Below are 14088 nucleotides of genomic sequence, written 5' to 3'. Positions count from 1 at the left end.
GCTATGGACCCGATTCGCGAAGTCAGAAACCGCCTGCTTAACGGTTGGCAGTTATCAAAACTCTACACATTTGAAGTTGCGGCACGTCATCAATCCTTCGCGCTGGCGGCGGCAGAGCTTTCGCTAAGTTCGAGTGCGGTTAGCCACCGGATTAATCAACTTGAGCAAGAGTTGGGGATTCAGCTGTTTGTGCGTTCACACCGTAAAGTTGAGTTAACGCATGAAGGAAAACGGGTTTTTTGGGCGCTGAAATCATCGCTGGATACGTTGAATCAGGAGATCCTGGATATCAAAAACCAGGAGCTGTCTGGCCTGCTGACTATTTATTCGCGCCCTTCGATTGCGCAATGCTGGCTGGTGCCGATTTTAGGCGATTTTACGCGGCGCTACCCTTCCATTTCACTGACCATTCTCACTGGCAACGACAATGTGAACTTGCAACGCGCTGGAGTAGACCTGGCGCTTTATTTTGATGATGCGCCTTCATCGCAGCTAACCCATCATTTTCTGATGGATGAAGACATCTTGCCGGTTTGTAGCCCGGAATACGCGCAACGATTCGAATTGCATAATAAACCCGAGTTCCTACGAAACTGCACGCTGCTGCATGACCGTCAGGCGTGGAGTAACGATTCGGGTACGGACGAATGGCATAGCTGGGCGCAACATTTTTCCATTGATTTGCCTTTATCTTCAGGCATTGGATTTGATCGTTCAGACCTGGCTGTTATTGCCGCCGTAAACCAGATAGGTGTGGCAATGGGGCGCAAAAGGCTGGTGCAAAAGCGCCTGGATCGCGGCGAGTTAGTTGCCCCATTTGGTGATATGACATTGAAATGCCACCAACATTATTACGCAACAACGCTCCCTGGGCGGCAGTGGCCAAAAATTGAAGCGTTTATACACTGGCTGCAATCACAAGTTTGATATCAAACGAGCTAACTCGCTGGGTGACGTAAAGGTGAGCGGAAGTTACACCGCTTCACCATGTCGCTGAAACTTATGCGACAAAGTAAGCCAGCAGAACAAAATCATCACACCCATTGCTGTCATCAGCATTCCAAGGCTGAATTGCCCGGTTTGTGGCAGCAACGCAGAAAACCACGCCATCGCTCCTGAACCAATATTTTGCAGCCCACCAACCAGCGCGCCCGCGGTGCCTGCGAGAAATGGGAATGGCTCCATTGCGCCGCTGGTCGCCAATGGGAATAACATCCCTGCACCGAAGAAGAACAGCGCGGCTGGTACCAGTAATGTCCAGATATTCATTATTCCAAGCCAGCCTGGAATCCACATCAAAATGCCGGCAAACAGGCAGCTCAATACGGCTTGCCACATTAATGAAGAGAAGCGCGCATTCTCCCGGCCAGCATACCAGGAGCCAAAGAAGGCTGCCGGGATAGGGAGAATAAACAGGATACTCACCACTACACCATTGAGCCCAAGAACACCGCCCATCAATACACCGGAACAGGCTTCAAATACGGCTACGCCAGCCAATCCACCGACCAGCATCAGCAGATAACAATTAAATGAACCACTACCCAGCAAGGCTTTATAGCTTGCAACCAGTCGTTGAGGTTTAGCCTGAACAGGGCGAGTTTCAGGTAACCAGCGCAACATGCAGAAGGCGACAATGGTGCAAAGCACTAGCAAGAAGCCATAGCAAGCACGCCAGCCCCATACGGAATCAAGCATCCCGCCGATGACCGGAGCCAATAGTGGGCTGACCAGAATCCCCATATTCAGCAGACTGTTGGCAGAACGAAGCGATGCACCTTCGTAAAGGTCACGCGGCATGGTTCGTGCCATCACACCCGCAACGCCTGTCCCCATTCCCTGCAACGCACTGGCAATCACCAGAGCCGTTAAATTAGTTGTGAACAGAGCCCAAATTGTGGCGAGGATGAAAATACTCATACCGGTGAGAATGACCGGGCGGCGGCCGATGCGGTCTGAGATCGGCCCGTAGACAAGTTGTGACACGCCATAGGTCAGCAAATAGGCCGCCATTACTTGCTGAATTGCACCGCTGCGCACGCCGAAGTCGTGAGCCATATCGGGAATTGAGGGGATATAAATGGTTTGCGTCATTTGCCCGACAGCAACCAGCAGAATCAACATCATCAGCAGGTGAATATTGGCTAACTTTTTCATTTTCTCAGGTGTAATTTGGGGTTCAGATGCCAATCATCAGTTTATAAAACTGATTACGCCAAAAAATCGAGAGGAATCTACCACACATAGACGATGAAACCCTATGGCCTGACACCTTTTGAATGAGAGATAAATTGTCAGCATGTAAAGCCTTAACGGCAATTTATGTTGCCAGCGAAACGGCAACAGAGGTTTATAAAAAGGAGGCGGTTTCCCGCCTCCTTTTGGTGCGACTTGAAGACGATGAATTACTTGAAGTATTTCATGGCGACTTCAAGTAGTTGCAGCAACGCAACCATGAGTTTCAGAAACAAAATAGCCAGTTCCATCAAGCCCATACGCTTTCTCCTGTCGCCAGGAGCACTGTCAGCCGACGAGCCTTTCCGCTGCCTGTAGTCTGCTGAATTTGTTGACGTTGTACGATGTGCCCCTCTGAGGTTAAGGCACTGACGGCACCACCCGTTTCAGCCAGGACTTCATTTGCGCGGCGGTTTGCGGCCTCAGAGCACAACGCTTTCAACACACACAGTATATCCATTTTACTGTATAAATAAACAGTAAAAAGATGAAAGTGCGAACAGTATCGCAAGCCACTGATTTATGCGTTGCTCACAATATCAGCAAGGATTTGCGCCACTGTGGCTTTCGTCGTATATTTGGGGAGTTGATGTTGTGCGATGTGCAAAGCAGTAAAAGCACTAAGCAGCAAAAACAAAAAACCTCGCCTCACCAGCGGGGTTTTTTGTTTTTGACTTCACTAGCGTCTACTCTGGTTGTTCATGCATAAATCCACTCTGGAATATCAAATCGAAACGCTAACGCCCTGGATTAAAAAATGGAATTTGTCTTCTGACGGTGAGCAAATCATCACGCATACCAGCCATTTGCAGCCTGTGCGCGATTGCCACGGCAAAGCATTAATGCTGAAAGTTGCACTCAATGAAGATGAACGGCGAGGCGCTAAACTGATGAACTGCTGGAATGGTAAAGGTGCAGCTCCAGTGCTGGCTTGCGAATCTAACGCGTTGTTAATGCAGAGAGCTTGCGGAAATCGCTCTTTGCTTGAGATGGCAAATAACAACGAAGATGAACAGGTGAGCCAGATAATCTGCCAGGTTGTAGAAACACTTCATTCATCCTCAGTAGTATTGCCTGGCGAGTTAGTGCCATTGAGCCGCTGGTTTGCTTCTCTTCTTAATTCGACGCAGAGCAATCCTATTTACGGCCTGTGCCGCGAAGTCGCAATCAATCTGTTGTCATCTGCGCAAAACGAAGTCGCGCTGCACGGCGATATTCATCACAACAACATTCTGGATTTTGGTGAGCAAGGCTGGTTGGCAATCGATCCGAAAGGGCTCGTCGGTGAGCGAGGCTACGATTATGCGAACCTGTTTTGTAACCCTGATCTACCCACAGCGGGCCGTCGAGCACGTTTTCAACGACAGCTTAAAGTTGTTACGCAGGCTACGGGTATGGGCAAAACGCGGTTGCTACAGTGGATAATGGCCTATGCGGGTTTGTCCGCATCATGGTTTATTGAAGATGGCGACACAACGAGTGCCGAAAAAGTCATCGCTTTTGCCTGGTTTGCAGCAGAGAAGTTGGATATGGCAGTGCGTGATTAACTCGCGCTGCCCTCAACTTTCTTAGTTAAAGAAGCCGCTGGGAACCGACTGTCCGAAACCATCGCCACTATCAGTGCTGTTATCCTGCCGTCCTCGTGCTTCCAGCCGGTCTGCACGCATTTTCTCGCTTATTTCTCTGCGCTGTTCAGTGGTTAAATTTTCACGTCCATAATACTGATCCGGATATTGCGAGCGCATTATTAATGCCTCGTTAGTCTCTGCCGGGCTAATGGTTTTATGCCCGTCATAGCCTGAAGTGTCAGTCGATGAACAGCCAATAACCGCGAGTGGGATGAGCACTATCAGAGCAAATTTGTAAGCCATATTTCTTCCTGAACCAGCACGATGGATAGCGTATTCACGCAGCGTATCATGGATAGTTTAGCTGCGACTGCCTGCCGCCACACGATTTAGAGAAATGTTTAAACACACTCTTTCAAACGACTTTCCTCACCGGTTTTCATTTGCGAATTACCCTTAATAAGCGTGCTAATGATCCATAAACTGAATACTGGAGAGAAAATGACTAAGCACTGTTTTTCCGCTTTTCTGCTCAGCGCATTGTTGCTGAGTGCTGGTTCTATGGCGACGGCAGCTGAAAATGTTATTAGGCCAGTGCGTGGCATTATCGATGCTGTGAATGGTAATACGCTCAAAATCACCACGCGGCAGGGGGAGAAGCTTGATGTCGCACTCACCGATCAAACTAAAGTGAATAGCATAAGCCAGGCAAAAGTGAGTGATATCAAACCTGATAGTTTTATTGGTACAGCGGCGGTGCAACAGGCTGATGGCACGCTGAAAGCGTTAGAAGTACATGTATTCGCACCGAGCTTACGGGGATCGGGTGAAGGGTTTAACCCTTTTGAATCTGCCGACGGAAATGTAAATACCATGACCAACGGTACGGTCGGAAAACTGGTTAATAGTCATGGTCGCACGATGACGGTGAAGGTTAAGGATCAGGAAAAAACAGTCATTGTTCCGGATGACGTTCCGGTCGTGCTGATTACCCCTGGGGATAAATCACTGTTGAAACCCGGTACTAAAGTCGTTTTACACGGCACGAAAGACGATAAAGGTCAGTTGGTGGCCCGCGGGATATCCGCCGGTAAAGATGGGCTGACGCCACCGATGTAAATGCAGCGCTTTTTATCAAACTTCGCCCTGGCAAATTACCCAGGGCGAGAGATAGCCAAATCCAATGATTAAGACAGCGGGCTCAGCGTAATTTCTACGCGGCGGTTCTGCGCCTTACCTTCAGCAGTGCTGTTGCTGGCGATTGGATTCGCCGGACCTGCACCTGTGGTACGCACACGGTTTGCTGCCACGCCTTGCGTGATCAGCGCGCTACCTACGCCATCTGCACGCTGCTGGGAAAGCTTCATATTCAGTTCCTGGCTGCCGGTGCTGTCAGTGTAACCCACGATATTAACCGCAGTTTTTGGGTATTCTTTCAATACCATTGCCACGCCGGTCAGGGTATTCGCACCAGCCGGTTTCAGTGTTGCGCTGCTGCTGTCGAAGGTGACATTGTTTGGCATATTAAGCACGATGTTATCGCCACTACGCGTCACACTCACGCCTGTTCCCTGCATTTTCTCGCGCAGTTTCGCTTCCTGCACATCCATGTAATAACCGACACCACCGCCTAATGCGGCACCCGCAGCGGCACCAATCAGAGCACCTTTGCCGCGATCTTTTTTCGATGAGGAGAGTGCACCCACGCCTGCGCCTACCAGCGAGCCAATACCGGCTCCAATGCCTGATTTCCCTGCTTCACGTTCGCCGGTATAAGGGTTGGTCGTACAACCAGAAACTGCTAACGTGCCGCAAACAATGGCGGCAATCATCATGACGCGTTTTTTCATCTCATTTCCTTTGTGAATTTAATAACTCAACCGCGACTTCAGCGGCGGTTGATTATGCCGTGTGAATGTGTAGAAATTTCTATAGAGTCGTCTGAATTTGTAAACAAAATATTGAGTGGCCATCAGGCCGCCACCTGCACAACACCTGCAAATAGGGGAGCCCGAATTGGCTAATGCATTCTCACCAAACAAGAAAATTCTAACTGCCGCACATTGGGGCCCGATGATCGTTGAAACTGACGGAGAGCGAGTCTTCGCTTCCAGAGGGGCATTGGATACCGGGCATGAGAATTCATTGCAAAGCGCAGTTCCGGACCAGGTACACAGTAAAGCCCGTGTGCAGTATCCCATGGCCAGGAAAGGTTTTCTTGCCTCACCCGAGGCACCACAAGGTGTGCGAGGTGCAGATGAGTATGTGCGCATCAGCTGGGATGAAGCGTTCTTGTTGATTCACCAGCAGCACCAACGCATTCGCACGACTTATGGTGCAGCGTCTATTTTCGCGGGTTCCTACGGCTGGCGTTCCAATGGCGTACTCCATAAAGCGTCTACGTTATTGCAGCGTTATATGAATCTGGCGGGCGGCTATACCGGGCATTTGGGGGATTATTCCACCGGCGCGGCACAAGTCATTATGCCGTATGTGGTTGGCTCAAATGAGGTTTATCAGCAGCAAACCAGCTGGCCACTGGTGCTGGAGCACAGTGATGTGGTGGTGTTGTGGAGCGCCAACCCATTGAACACACTAAAGATTGCCTGGAATGCCAGCGACGAACAGGGTGTGAAGTTTTTTGAGCAACTGAAAAACAGTGGCAAAACCGTGATCGCCATTGATCCGATGCGATCGGAAACGGTGGATTTCTTTGGTGAAAATGCCCAGTGGATTGCTCCAAATATGGGAACTGATGTCGCGCTGATGTTGGGTATTGCGCATACGCTGGTTAAACACGGCTGGCACGACACAGAATTCCTGGCGCGCTGTACTTATGGGTACGAAAAGTTTGCTGCTTATTTGACGGGTGAGACCGACGGCCAGCCGAAAAATGCCGAATGGGCGGCGAAAATTTGTGGTGTGCCGGTGCAAACCATTGAGTATCTGGCGCAGGTGTTTAGCCGCAATCGCACGATGCTGATGTCAGGCTGGGGGATGCAGCGCCAGCAGTATGGCGAGCAAAAGCACTGGATGTTGATCACGCTTGCAGCGATGCTGGGGCAAATTGGTACGCCGGGCGGTGGTTTTGGTTTGTCTTATCACTTTGCGAACGGTGGCAACCCGACGCGGCGCGCAGCGGTGCTCGGTTCAATGCAGGGAACGGTGGCAAACGGTACTGATGCTGTCGAAAAAATCCCAGTGGCGCGCATTGTTGAGGCGCTGGAAAACCCAGGTGGAGAGTATCAGCACAATGGGCAGCAAAAAATATTCCCGGATATTCGCATGCTCTGGTGGGCAGGTGGCGGTAATTTTACCCACCATCAAGATACCAATCGTCTGATCAAAGCCTGGCAGAAACCGGAACTGGTGGTTATTTCCGAGTGCTTCTGGACGGCGGCCGCAAAACACGCAGATATTGTGTTGCCGATCACCACATCGTTTGAGCGCAATGATTTAACGATGACCGGTGATTACAGCAACCAGCATTTAGTGCCGATGAAGCAGGTTGTTTCCCCACAGGGGGAGGCGCGCAATGATTTCGACGTTTTTGCACAACTCAGTGCCTTGTGGGAAGAGGGCGGCGAAGCCCGTTTCACGGAAGGGAAAAACGAGCTGCAATGGCTGGAGGCGTTCTATGAAATCGCCCGTAAGCGCGGGGAAGCACAGCAAATAGAATTGCCTGATTTTCATCAGTTCTGGGAAGCTAACCAACTAATTGAAATGCCAGAAAGTGAGAAGAGTGCCGCTTTTATTCGTTTTGCTGATTTCCGCCATGACCCGCAGGCTAACCCATTAAAAACTCCAAGCGGAAAAATTGAAATATATTCCGAACGTATTGCTAGTTTTGGTTACGCTGATTGCCCGCCGCATCCGACCTGGATTGCGCCAGACGAATGGCAAGGCAATGCGCAGTCCGGCCAGCTTCAACTGCTCTCATCTCATCCGGCACACCGCCTGCATAGTCAACTCAACTACGCGGCATTGCGTGACAAATACGCCATTGCCGGACGTGAGCCGTTAACTCTGCATCCAAAAGATGCGGCTGAACGCGGCATTGCGGATGGTGATTTAGTGCGTGTCTGGAATGCGCGTGGGCAGGTGCTGGTGGGGGCACTGGTAACAGAAGGCATTAAGCCCGGGGTGGTCTGTATTCACCAGGGGGCATGGCCGGATTTAGACGATGAAAAGCTGTGTAAAAACGGTGCGGTGAATGTGCTAACGCTCGATATTCCGACTTCGCGACTGGCAAATGGCTGTGCTGCAAACTCATCGCTGGTGTGGGCCGAAAAGTATCTCGGCCCGGTACCGGAAGTTACAGCATTTGCTCCGCCTGCCAGCTCATAATCCAGGTCGGGTGGTGCGTTTCGTTTTGCCAGGCACTTTCTTCAATGCGAAAGCCCTGGTGATGGTAGAAATGTACTGCCCGATGATTCTTCTGGTAAACCTCAAGGCTCAGTGAGGGATAAAGCGCTTTGACATGCTCCATCAACGCTTGCCCAATTCCTTTGCCAATAAAAGGTTCGCTAACAAACAGTGCGCCAATAAATAGCGAATCCAGCACGCTAATAAATCCCACCATTTTGTCCTGGTGCAGATAAACCCAGGTCGCAGATTGCGGAATATAAACATTCCGTACGATGGACTCACTTTCGTGCCAGTAATTTTCGCTAATAAATGGATGAGCCTGAATAGTGCTGGCAAGCCAGATTTTAATCAGTTCATCCATTTCAGCAGGCTGTAGGCGGCGAATCATTTGAGGTTATCTGGATGGCAGAAGCAAGTGGTGACGTGGTCATTGACCAGCCCACAGGCCTGCATAAATGAGTAGCAAATGGTTGACCCCACAAACTTAAAGCCGCGTTTTTTCAGCGCTTTTGATAGCGCGTCGGAAGCGGGGGTCGTTGTGGGAATTTCTGCAAGCGTTGCCGCCTGTGTAATCTGCGCCTGATTATTGACAAACGACCAGACAAACTCCGGGAATTTCTCGCCGTTGGCTTCCATCGCCAGGTATGCTTTCGCATTATTAATAATGGCTTCTATCTTCCCGCGGTGGCGGATTATACCGGCATCCTGCACCAGTTCGTCGACATCTTCCGGTTGCAGTAAAGCCACGGCCTGAGGATCGAAGTTTTTAAAGCAGCGACGATAGTTTTCGCGTTTTTTCAGCACGGTTATCCACGACAAACCAGCCTGTTGTCCTTCAAGGCAAATCATCTCGAAAAGGTGCTGTCCATCAGTTACCGGCACGCCCCATTCTTTATCGTGATACTCCATGTAAAGCGGATCCTGGGATACCCATCCACAACGCAGCATACGTTTCTCCTTTGATGAAATTTCTCATGCCAACTTGACGTGCCAGATAAAGAGACAATAGTTAATTCAGGGCTATCCCCCATCATATTTCAAGTTGTCTCTTTGCTGGCTGCGTTTACTCACCCGAAGTGCTTACTTTTGTAAGCCCATCGGGACTCGCTCTCTTGCCGCCTCGACGCACCTTGAATTATTTAGGGGGTATCCGCAACGCAGGCCCGCCAAAAAGACAAAAAAATATCGCCGGATTTGGCTCTTTTCTGGAGTCGTTTTGATGATTATAAATATACGCAGTGGTCACCGTGTCACTCTCACCACGGTGCTGGCTTTGTGTTGTCTGCCCTATGCTACGAATGTATTTGCCTGGCAAGAAGAATATGTCGCCGAAGAAACTTCGGGCGAAGCGCAGGATCGTTACACTTGGGACAGTAATCGCCAACCAAGCTACAACGATATTCTCGCAGAAAGGATCAAATCTTCTTTTACCTCCCAAAACCAGGAGGGGCTGATGCTCGTTTCTGGTAACGATAATATTAGCGCTGATACCTCACGTTTGGGCATCGGCTGGAATATCTCTTTGCCCGGCAATATCACAACCGGCCCGACAGCAAAGTACAGTTGGGATGGCACTACACCCGGAATTTATAACGAGTATGGCGACACGGCTGTTGCAGCACGGTTTACCGATCAGCTCTGGCATGCCAGCGTCTCTACTGTGGGCTGGCGTCTGGATTCGTCGGTCGGTTATCTGCGCCCGTGGGCACAGGTTAGCTACAACCATCAATATGGTGAGAATCTCTGGAAAGCGCAGTCAGGATTGCGAACAAATGCCGTGACGGGTCAGGACTCGAGCTGGATGGATGTAACAGTGGGTGCTGATATGCCAATTGGTAAAAATATGGCCGCGTTTGCTTCAATGTCGCAAGCTGAAGGATTAACGACGGGCGAGGCATATATTTATAATGTTGGTGTTAGTGCGCGTTTTTGATCATTAAAGTAACTTTGAATTTATATATTTAACATTTAATTATCAGTGTTTACGCGCCTTATATTGATAGTGATTACTAACTTTATTAATTTTTGAATCAACGTCCAGGTCATTCATTCCCTCTCAGGTGCATTTCATTCCGGCCTGAATGCACTTCATGCCTTTTTCTCCTGGAATAAAATGCACTTCGTTACTCTTGGCAGCAGAAGATTTCTCTTAAATTTTGCGGACATCTGCCATGAATAATTCTACCTACAACCGTACTCGCTGGTTAACTCTGATCGGCACCATCATTACCCAGTTTGCTCTGGGTTCTGTTTATACCTGGAGTTTGTTCAATAGCGCATTGTCGCAAAAACTGGATGAGCCAATCAGCCAGGTGGCATTCTCCTTCGGTTTACTCAGCCTTGGCCTTGCGATTTCTTCCTCTGTTGCGGGTAAATTGCAGGAACGTTTTGGTGTACGCAAAGTAACGATGGCGGCAGGTGTACTGCTGGGCGTTGGTTTCTTCCTTACCGCTCATTCCAACAATCTGCTGATGCTATGGTTGAGCGCAGGCGTGCTGGTGGGGCTGGCCGATGGTGCAGGTTACCTGTTAACGCTCTCCAACTGCGTGAAATGGTTCCCGGAGCGTAAAGGTCTGATTTCCGCATTTGCCATTGGCTCTTACGGCCTTGGCAGCCTGGGTTTCAAATATATCGATACCCATTTACTGGCAACTTATGGCCTTGAAAGTACCTTTATGATTTGGGGTGCTCTGGCGATGGCAATGATTCTGTTCGGTTCAATGCTGATGAAAGATGCGCCATTGCAGGAAGTTAAAACAGTAAATGGTGTGGCTGAAAAAGATTACACCCTTGCTGAATCTATGCGTAAGCCTCAGTACTGGATGCTGGCTGTTATGTTCCTTACTGCCTGCATGAGTGGTTTGTATGTTATCGGCGTAGCAAAAGATATCGCACAGGGCATGGTGCATTTAACTGCTGAGACTGCGGCAAATGCGGTAACCGTTATTGCAATTGCTAACCTGAGTGGCCGCCTGGTGCTGGGTATTCTGTCCGATAAGATTGCACGTATCCGCGTTATCACTATCGGCCAGGTTATTTCTTTAGTTGGCATGGCTGCCCTGCTGTTCGCTCCACTTAATGAAGTGACTTTCTTTGCAGCGATTGCCTGTGTAGCGTTTAACTTCGGCGGCACTATCACTGTTTACCCATCACTGGTGAGCGAGTTCTTTGGTCTGAATAACCTGACTAAAAACTACGGTGTGATTTACCTGGGCTTCGGTATTGGCAGCATTTGTGGTTCGATTATCGCTTCCATCTTTGGCGGCTTCTACGTGACCTTCTGCGTCATCTTTGCCCTGCTGATTTTGTCTCTGGCGATTTCCACCACCATCCGCACTCCAGCGCGCGAAGTTTATCAAGAGTCTCACGCCTGATAGCGAGCCATTAGTGCCGCAAACCATGCCGCCGGGACGTTATACGGCGGCATCATTAATTGTGAAATCCCCTGTTCTATAATGCCTTCCGCTTGCGCTTTTAAGATCTCATTTCCTCGTTGTAACCCAGCTAACTGAATGCGTTTTTCTATCAAATAGACCCGAGCAAAGTGTGGGTCGTAGCGCAAAATTTCACGCGTGTTATCGATGATGTCTGCCAGTTTGATGGTTTGCGCCTCATGGCTTGCGTTGGCGGTATGCAAGAAATGAGCACGTTTACGATGAATGCGGTTGGTGCCGGGGAGTTGTTCAGGGTTAGTGACCATTGCCACCAACGTCGCCACATCCGGGCCAAAGTGCTCCTGAATGTCGATAAGCGTGGTATCGGTGTCCTCAACAGTGTCGTGCAACCAGGCCGCCGCGAGCACTTCCTCAATGGGGGACACGCTCCTGACTATCTCCACCACGGCTGCTGGATGGACAATATATGGCTCAAGCGTATATTTGCGCCGCTGATCGCAAGCCGCATGAGCCTTCGTTGCATATCGGCGCGCACGTTCTTCTAAAGACAGCATAACTACCTCTCTGCATCACCAATATTGCCTGATATGTTTTATCACCGACCTGCACTGAGCCAGCATGAGATATGTAAACAACCGTGTGGATCACCAATTTTGCCGATACTTTTTACTCTCCCTATGTTCTACTAATCCGCGCCAAAAATTGGCTAAGAATCATCCTGATTCGGACTCTATTTTTTATTGCTCAGAATTTTCCTCGCTACGGGAAGTCTGAGTGATGTTTATAACATCTCTTTTTTGCATTATTTTTTCGGACAACCTGCATGAATTACATTAAATCGATGACCCAGCAGAAACTCTGTTTTCTGTTAGCGGTATACATCGGCATATTTTTGAACCTCTCGGTTTTTTATAATCGTTTCATGGGTTTTGCTCAGGACTTTAGCCGCCTGAAAGCTTTCTCCATGGTTGCTGAGGTTGTGGCTTGCGTACTGGTCACTTTCTTTTTATTCCGCGTGTTATCCCTGTTTGGTCGTACCGTATGGCGAATCCTCGCGACATTAATCGTGTTGTGTTCCGTTGGTGCCAGCTATTACATGACGTTGCTTAACGTCGTGATTGGCTACGGTATTATCGCCTCGGTGATGACCACCGATATCGACCTCTCGAAAGAAATTGTCGGCTATCAATTTGTATTATGGATGGTTTTGGTCAGTGCTATTCCATTGGTGCTTATCTGGGGAAGCCAAACACGCGATACCTTGCTCAATCAATTAAAAACCCCAGGTCAGCGCATCAAAAATGTGGCCATTGTGTTGTTGGCTGGACTCATGGTCTGGGCACCACTGCGTTTACTCGATAAACAACAAAATCGTACAGAGAAGCGCTCCACGGTAGATATGCCAAGCTACGGCGGCGTGGTGGCTAACTCTTATCTGCCATCAAACTGGGTCTCAGCGTTGGGTCTTTTTGCCTGGGCTCAGGCTGATGAGTCTAACGACAATAGTTCGTTGCTCAACCCAGCGAAGAAATTTACTTATGTCGCGCCAAAAGAGCTCGATGATACTTATGTTGTGTTTGTGATTGGCGAAACCACTCGCTGGGATCACATGGGTATTCTGGGTTATGACCGCGACACCACGCCAAAACTTGCCCAGGAGAAAAACCTGGTCGCATTCAGAGGCGAATCTTGCGATACCGCAACTAAGCTTTCGCTACGTTGTATGTTCGTGCGTGAAGGCGGTGCGGAAGAGAATCCGCAGCGTACTTTGAAAGAGCAAAACGTTTTTGCGGTACTTAAGCAGCTTGGTTTCAGCTCAAACCTTTTTGCCATGCAAAGTGAAGTCTGGTTCTACGGCAACACCATGGCAGATAACTTCTCTTACCGTGAGCAGATAGCAGCTGAGCCGCGTAACCGCGGTAAGCAAGTCGATGATATGTTGCTGGTCGAAGAGATGAAACGTTCTGTGGATGAGCATCCTAACGGCAAGCATTTGATTGTGCTGCACACCAAAGGCTCGCACTTCTCTTACGTGCAACGCTACCCACGCAGCTACGCGAAATGGACTCCAGAGTGCGTCAGCATTGATAAAGAGTGCAGCAAAGAGCAGCTGATTAACGCTTTTGATAACTCCGTGCTGTATACCGACAGTGTGCTTGAACAAGTGATTTCTGAGCTACGTGATAAGCGTGCGATTATTTTCTATGCCTCTGACCACGGTGAGTCGATTGACGAACACAAACACCTGCACGGCACGCCACGTAAAATGGCTCCACCTGAGCAGTTCCGTGTGCCGTTGCTGGTTTGGGCATCAGATAAATATCTGGAAAACCCCGATCGCGCACGTGAGTTTGCACATATGCAGGAACAGGCAAAAATGAAGGTGCCACATCGCCATGTTGAGCTGTATGACACCATCATGGGTTGCCTGGGTTACACGTCTCCAGACGGTGGTATCAACCAGAACAACAACTGGTGCCATGTGCCGGAAAAGAAAGCCGTACAGTAACTTTTTAGCCACA

At 49.4% G+C, this 14088-nt stretch carries 15 protein-coding genes; 7 read left to right on the top strand and 8 right to left on the bottom strand.

The features are described from left to right. Positions 1-3 precede the first annotated feature (3 nt). Positions 4-927, top strand: coding sequence for a DNA-binding transcriptional regulator DsdC (dsdC, locus tag M979_RS17310; protein WP_064555851.1), 924 nt, complete (start codon positions 4-6; stop codon positions 925-927). Positions 928-972: 45 nt separating this feature from the next. On the opposite strand, the gene emrD is transcribed toward dsdC, so the two are convergent. The 3 genes from emrD to M979_RS17300 form a co-directional block, all read right to left on the bottom strand. Then, entirely contained in the window at positions 973-2157 is a 1185-nt protein-coding gene (gene emrD / locus M979_RS17305) for a multidrug efflux MFS transporter EmrD (RefSeq protein ID WP_064555848.1), read from the bottom strand. Between the two features lie 248 nt (positions 2158-2405). Next, a complete protein-coding gene (locus M979_RS23400; protein ID WP_122974051.1) occupies positions 2406-2495 on the bottom strand; it encodes a type I toxin-antitoxin system toxin TisB in 90 nt (29 codons plus the stop codon). After that, positions 2486-2680, bottom strand: coding sequence for a hypothetical protein (locus M979_RS17300; RefSeq protein WP_034460642.1), 195 nt, complete (start codon positions 2678-2680; stop codon positions 2486-2488). The genes M979_RS23400 and M979_RS17300 overlap by 10 nt, the downstream gene beginning before the upstream one ends. 256 nt (positions 2681-2936) lie before the next feature. Here M979_RS17300 and M979_RS17295 point away from each other — a divergent pair, with 256 nt between their 5' ends. Next, positions 2937-3782, top strand: a complete 846-nt coding sequence (locus tag M979_RS17295; RefSeq protein WP_064555845.1) for an aminoglycoside phosphotransferase family protein — start codon at positions 2937-2939, stop codon at positions 3780-3782. Positions 3783-3803: 21 nt separating this feature from the next. Here the strand turns inward: M979_RS17295 and M979_RS17290 are convergent, their stop codons facing one another. Then, positions 3804-4106 carry a hypothetical protein gene (locus M979_RS17290; protein ID WP_064555842.1) on the bottom strand — a complete coding sequence of 101 codons (303 nt, stop codon included), beginning with the start codon at positions 4104-4106 and terminating at the stop codon, positions 3804-3806. 198 nt (positions 4107-4304) lie between these two features. Between M979_RS17290 and M979_RS17285 the strand changes: the two genes are divergently transcribed. Next, positions 4305-4922, top strand: coding sequence for a DUF5666 domain-containing protein (locus tag M979_RS17285; protein WP_064555839.1), 618 nt, complete (start codon positions 4305-4307; stop codon positions 4920-4922). Positions 4923-4990: 68 nt separating this feature from the next. Here the strand turns inward: M979_RS17285 and M979_RS17280 are convergent, their stop codons facing one another. Beyond that, positions 4991-5653 carry an OmpA family lipoprotein gene (locus M979_RS17280; protein WP_034460637.1) on the bottom strand — a complete coding sequence of 221 codons (663 nt, stop codon included), beginning with the start codon at positions 5651-5653 and terminating at the stop codon, positions 4991-4993. A 166-nt stretch (positions 5654-5819) separates the two neighbouring features. On the opposite strand from M979_RS17280, the gene M979_RS17275 reads away from it, so the two are divergent. Continuing rightward, positions 5820-8150, top strand: a complete 2331-nt coding sequence (locus M979_RS17275; RefSeq protein ID WP_064555836.1) for a molybdopterin guanine dinucleotide-containing S/N-oxide reductase — start codon at positions 5820-5822, stop codon at positions 8148-8150. On the opposite strand, the gene M979_RS17270 is transcribed toward M979_RS17275, so the two are convergent. Further along, positions 8119-8559 carry an N-acetyltransferase gene (locus tag M979_RS17270; RefSeq protein WP_064555833.1) on the bottom strand — a complete coding sequence of 147 codons (441 nt, stop codon included), beginning with the start codon at positions 8557-8559 and terminating at the stop codon, positions 8119-8121. The two genes, M979_RS17275 and M979_RS17270, sit on opposite strands and share 32 nt — an antisense overlap. Next, positions 8556-9119, bottom strand: coding sequence for a DNA-3-methyladenine glycosylase I (gene tag / locus M979_RS17265; protein ID WP_034460631.1), 564 nt, complete (start codon positions 9117-9119; stop codon positions 8556-8558). Before tag ends, M979_RS17270 begins: the two co-directional genes overlap by 4 nt. A 271-nt stretch (positions 9120-9390) precedes the next feature. Between tag and M979_RS17260 the strand changes: the two genes are divergently transcribed. Both M979_RS17260 and M979_RS17255 read left to right on the top strand, forming a co-directional pair. Then, positions 9391-10104, top strand: coding sequence for an autotransporter domain-containing protein (locus tag M979_RS17260; protein WP_074388679.1), 714 nt, complete (start codon positions 9391-9393; stop codon positions 10102-10104). A gap of 238 nt (positions 10105-10342) precedes the next feature. Next, on the top strand, positions 10343-11545 hold the full coding sequence (locus M979_RS17255) for an L-lactate MFS transporter (protein ID WP_034460627.1): 1203 nt from the start codon (positions 10343-10345) through the stop codon (positions 11543-11545). Here M979_RS17255 and M979_RS17250 read toward each other — a convergent pair. Beyond that, positions 11536-12120: an HD domain-containing protein gene (locus M979_RS17250; RefSeq protein WP_064555831.1), complete on the bottom strand. Its 585-nt coding sequence runs from the start codon at positions 12118-12120 to the stop codon at positions 11536-11538. The two genes, M979_RS17255 and M979_RS17250, sit on opposite strands and share 10 nt — an antisense overlap. A gap of 269 nt (positions 12121-12389) precedes the next feature. Between M979_RS17250 and eptB the strand changes: the two genes are divergently transcribed. Then, complete coding sequence (eptB, locus tag M979_RS17245; RefSeq protein ID WP_064555828.1) at positions 12390-14075, top strand: kdo(2)-lipid A phosphoethanolamine 7''-transferase; 1686 nt, start codon at positions 12390-12392, stop codon at positions 14073-14075. Positions 14076-14088 lie beyond the last annotated feature (13 nt).

This window comes from Buttiauxella noackiae ATCC 51607, from assembly GCF_001654865.1.
Classification (GTDB): domain Bacteria; phylum Pseudomonadota; class Gammaproteobacteria; order Enterobacterales; family Enterobacteriaceae; genus Buttiauxella; species Buttiauxella noackiae.
This window is presented reverse-complemented; position numbering and strand designations above follow the sequence as displayed.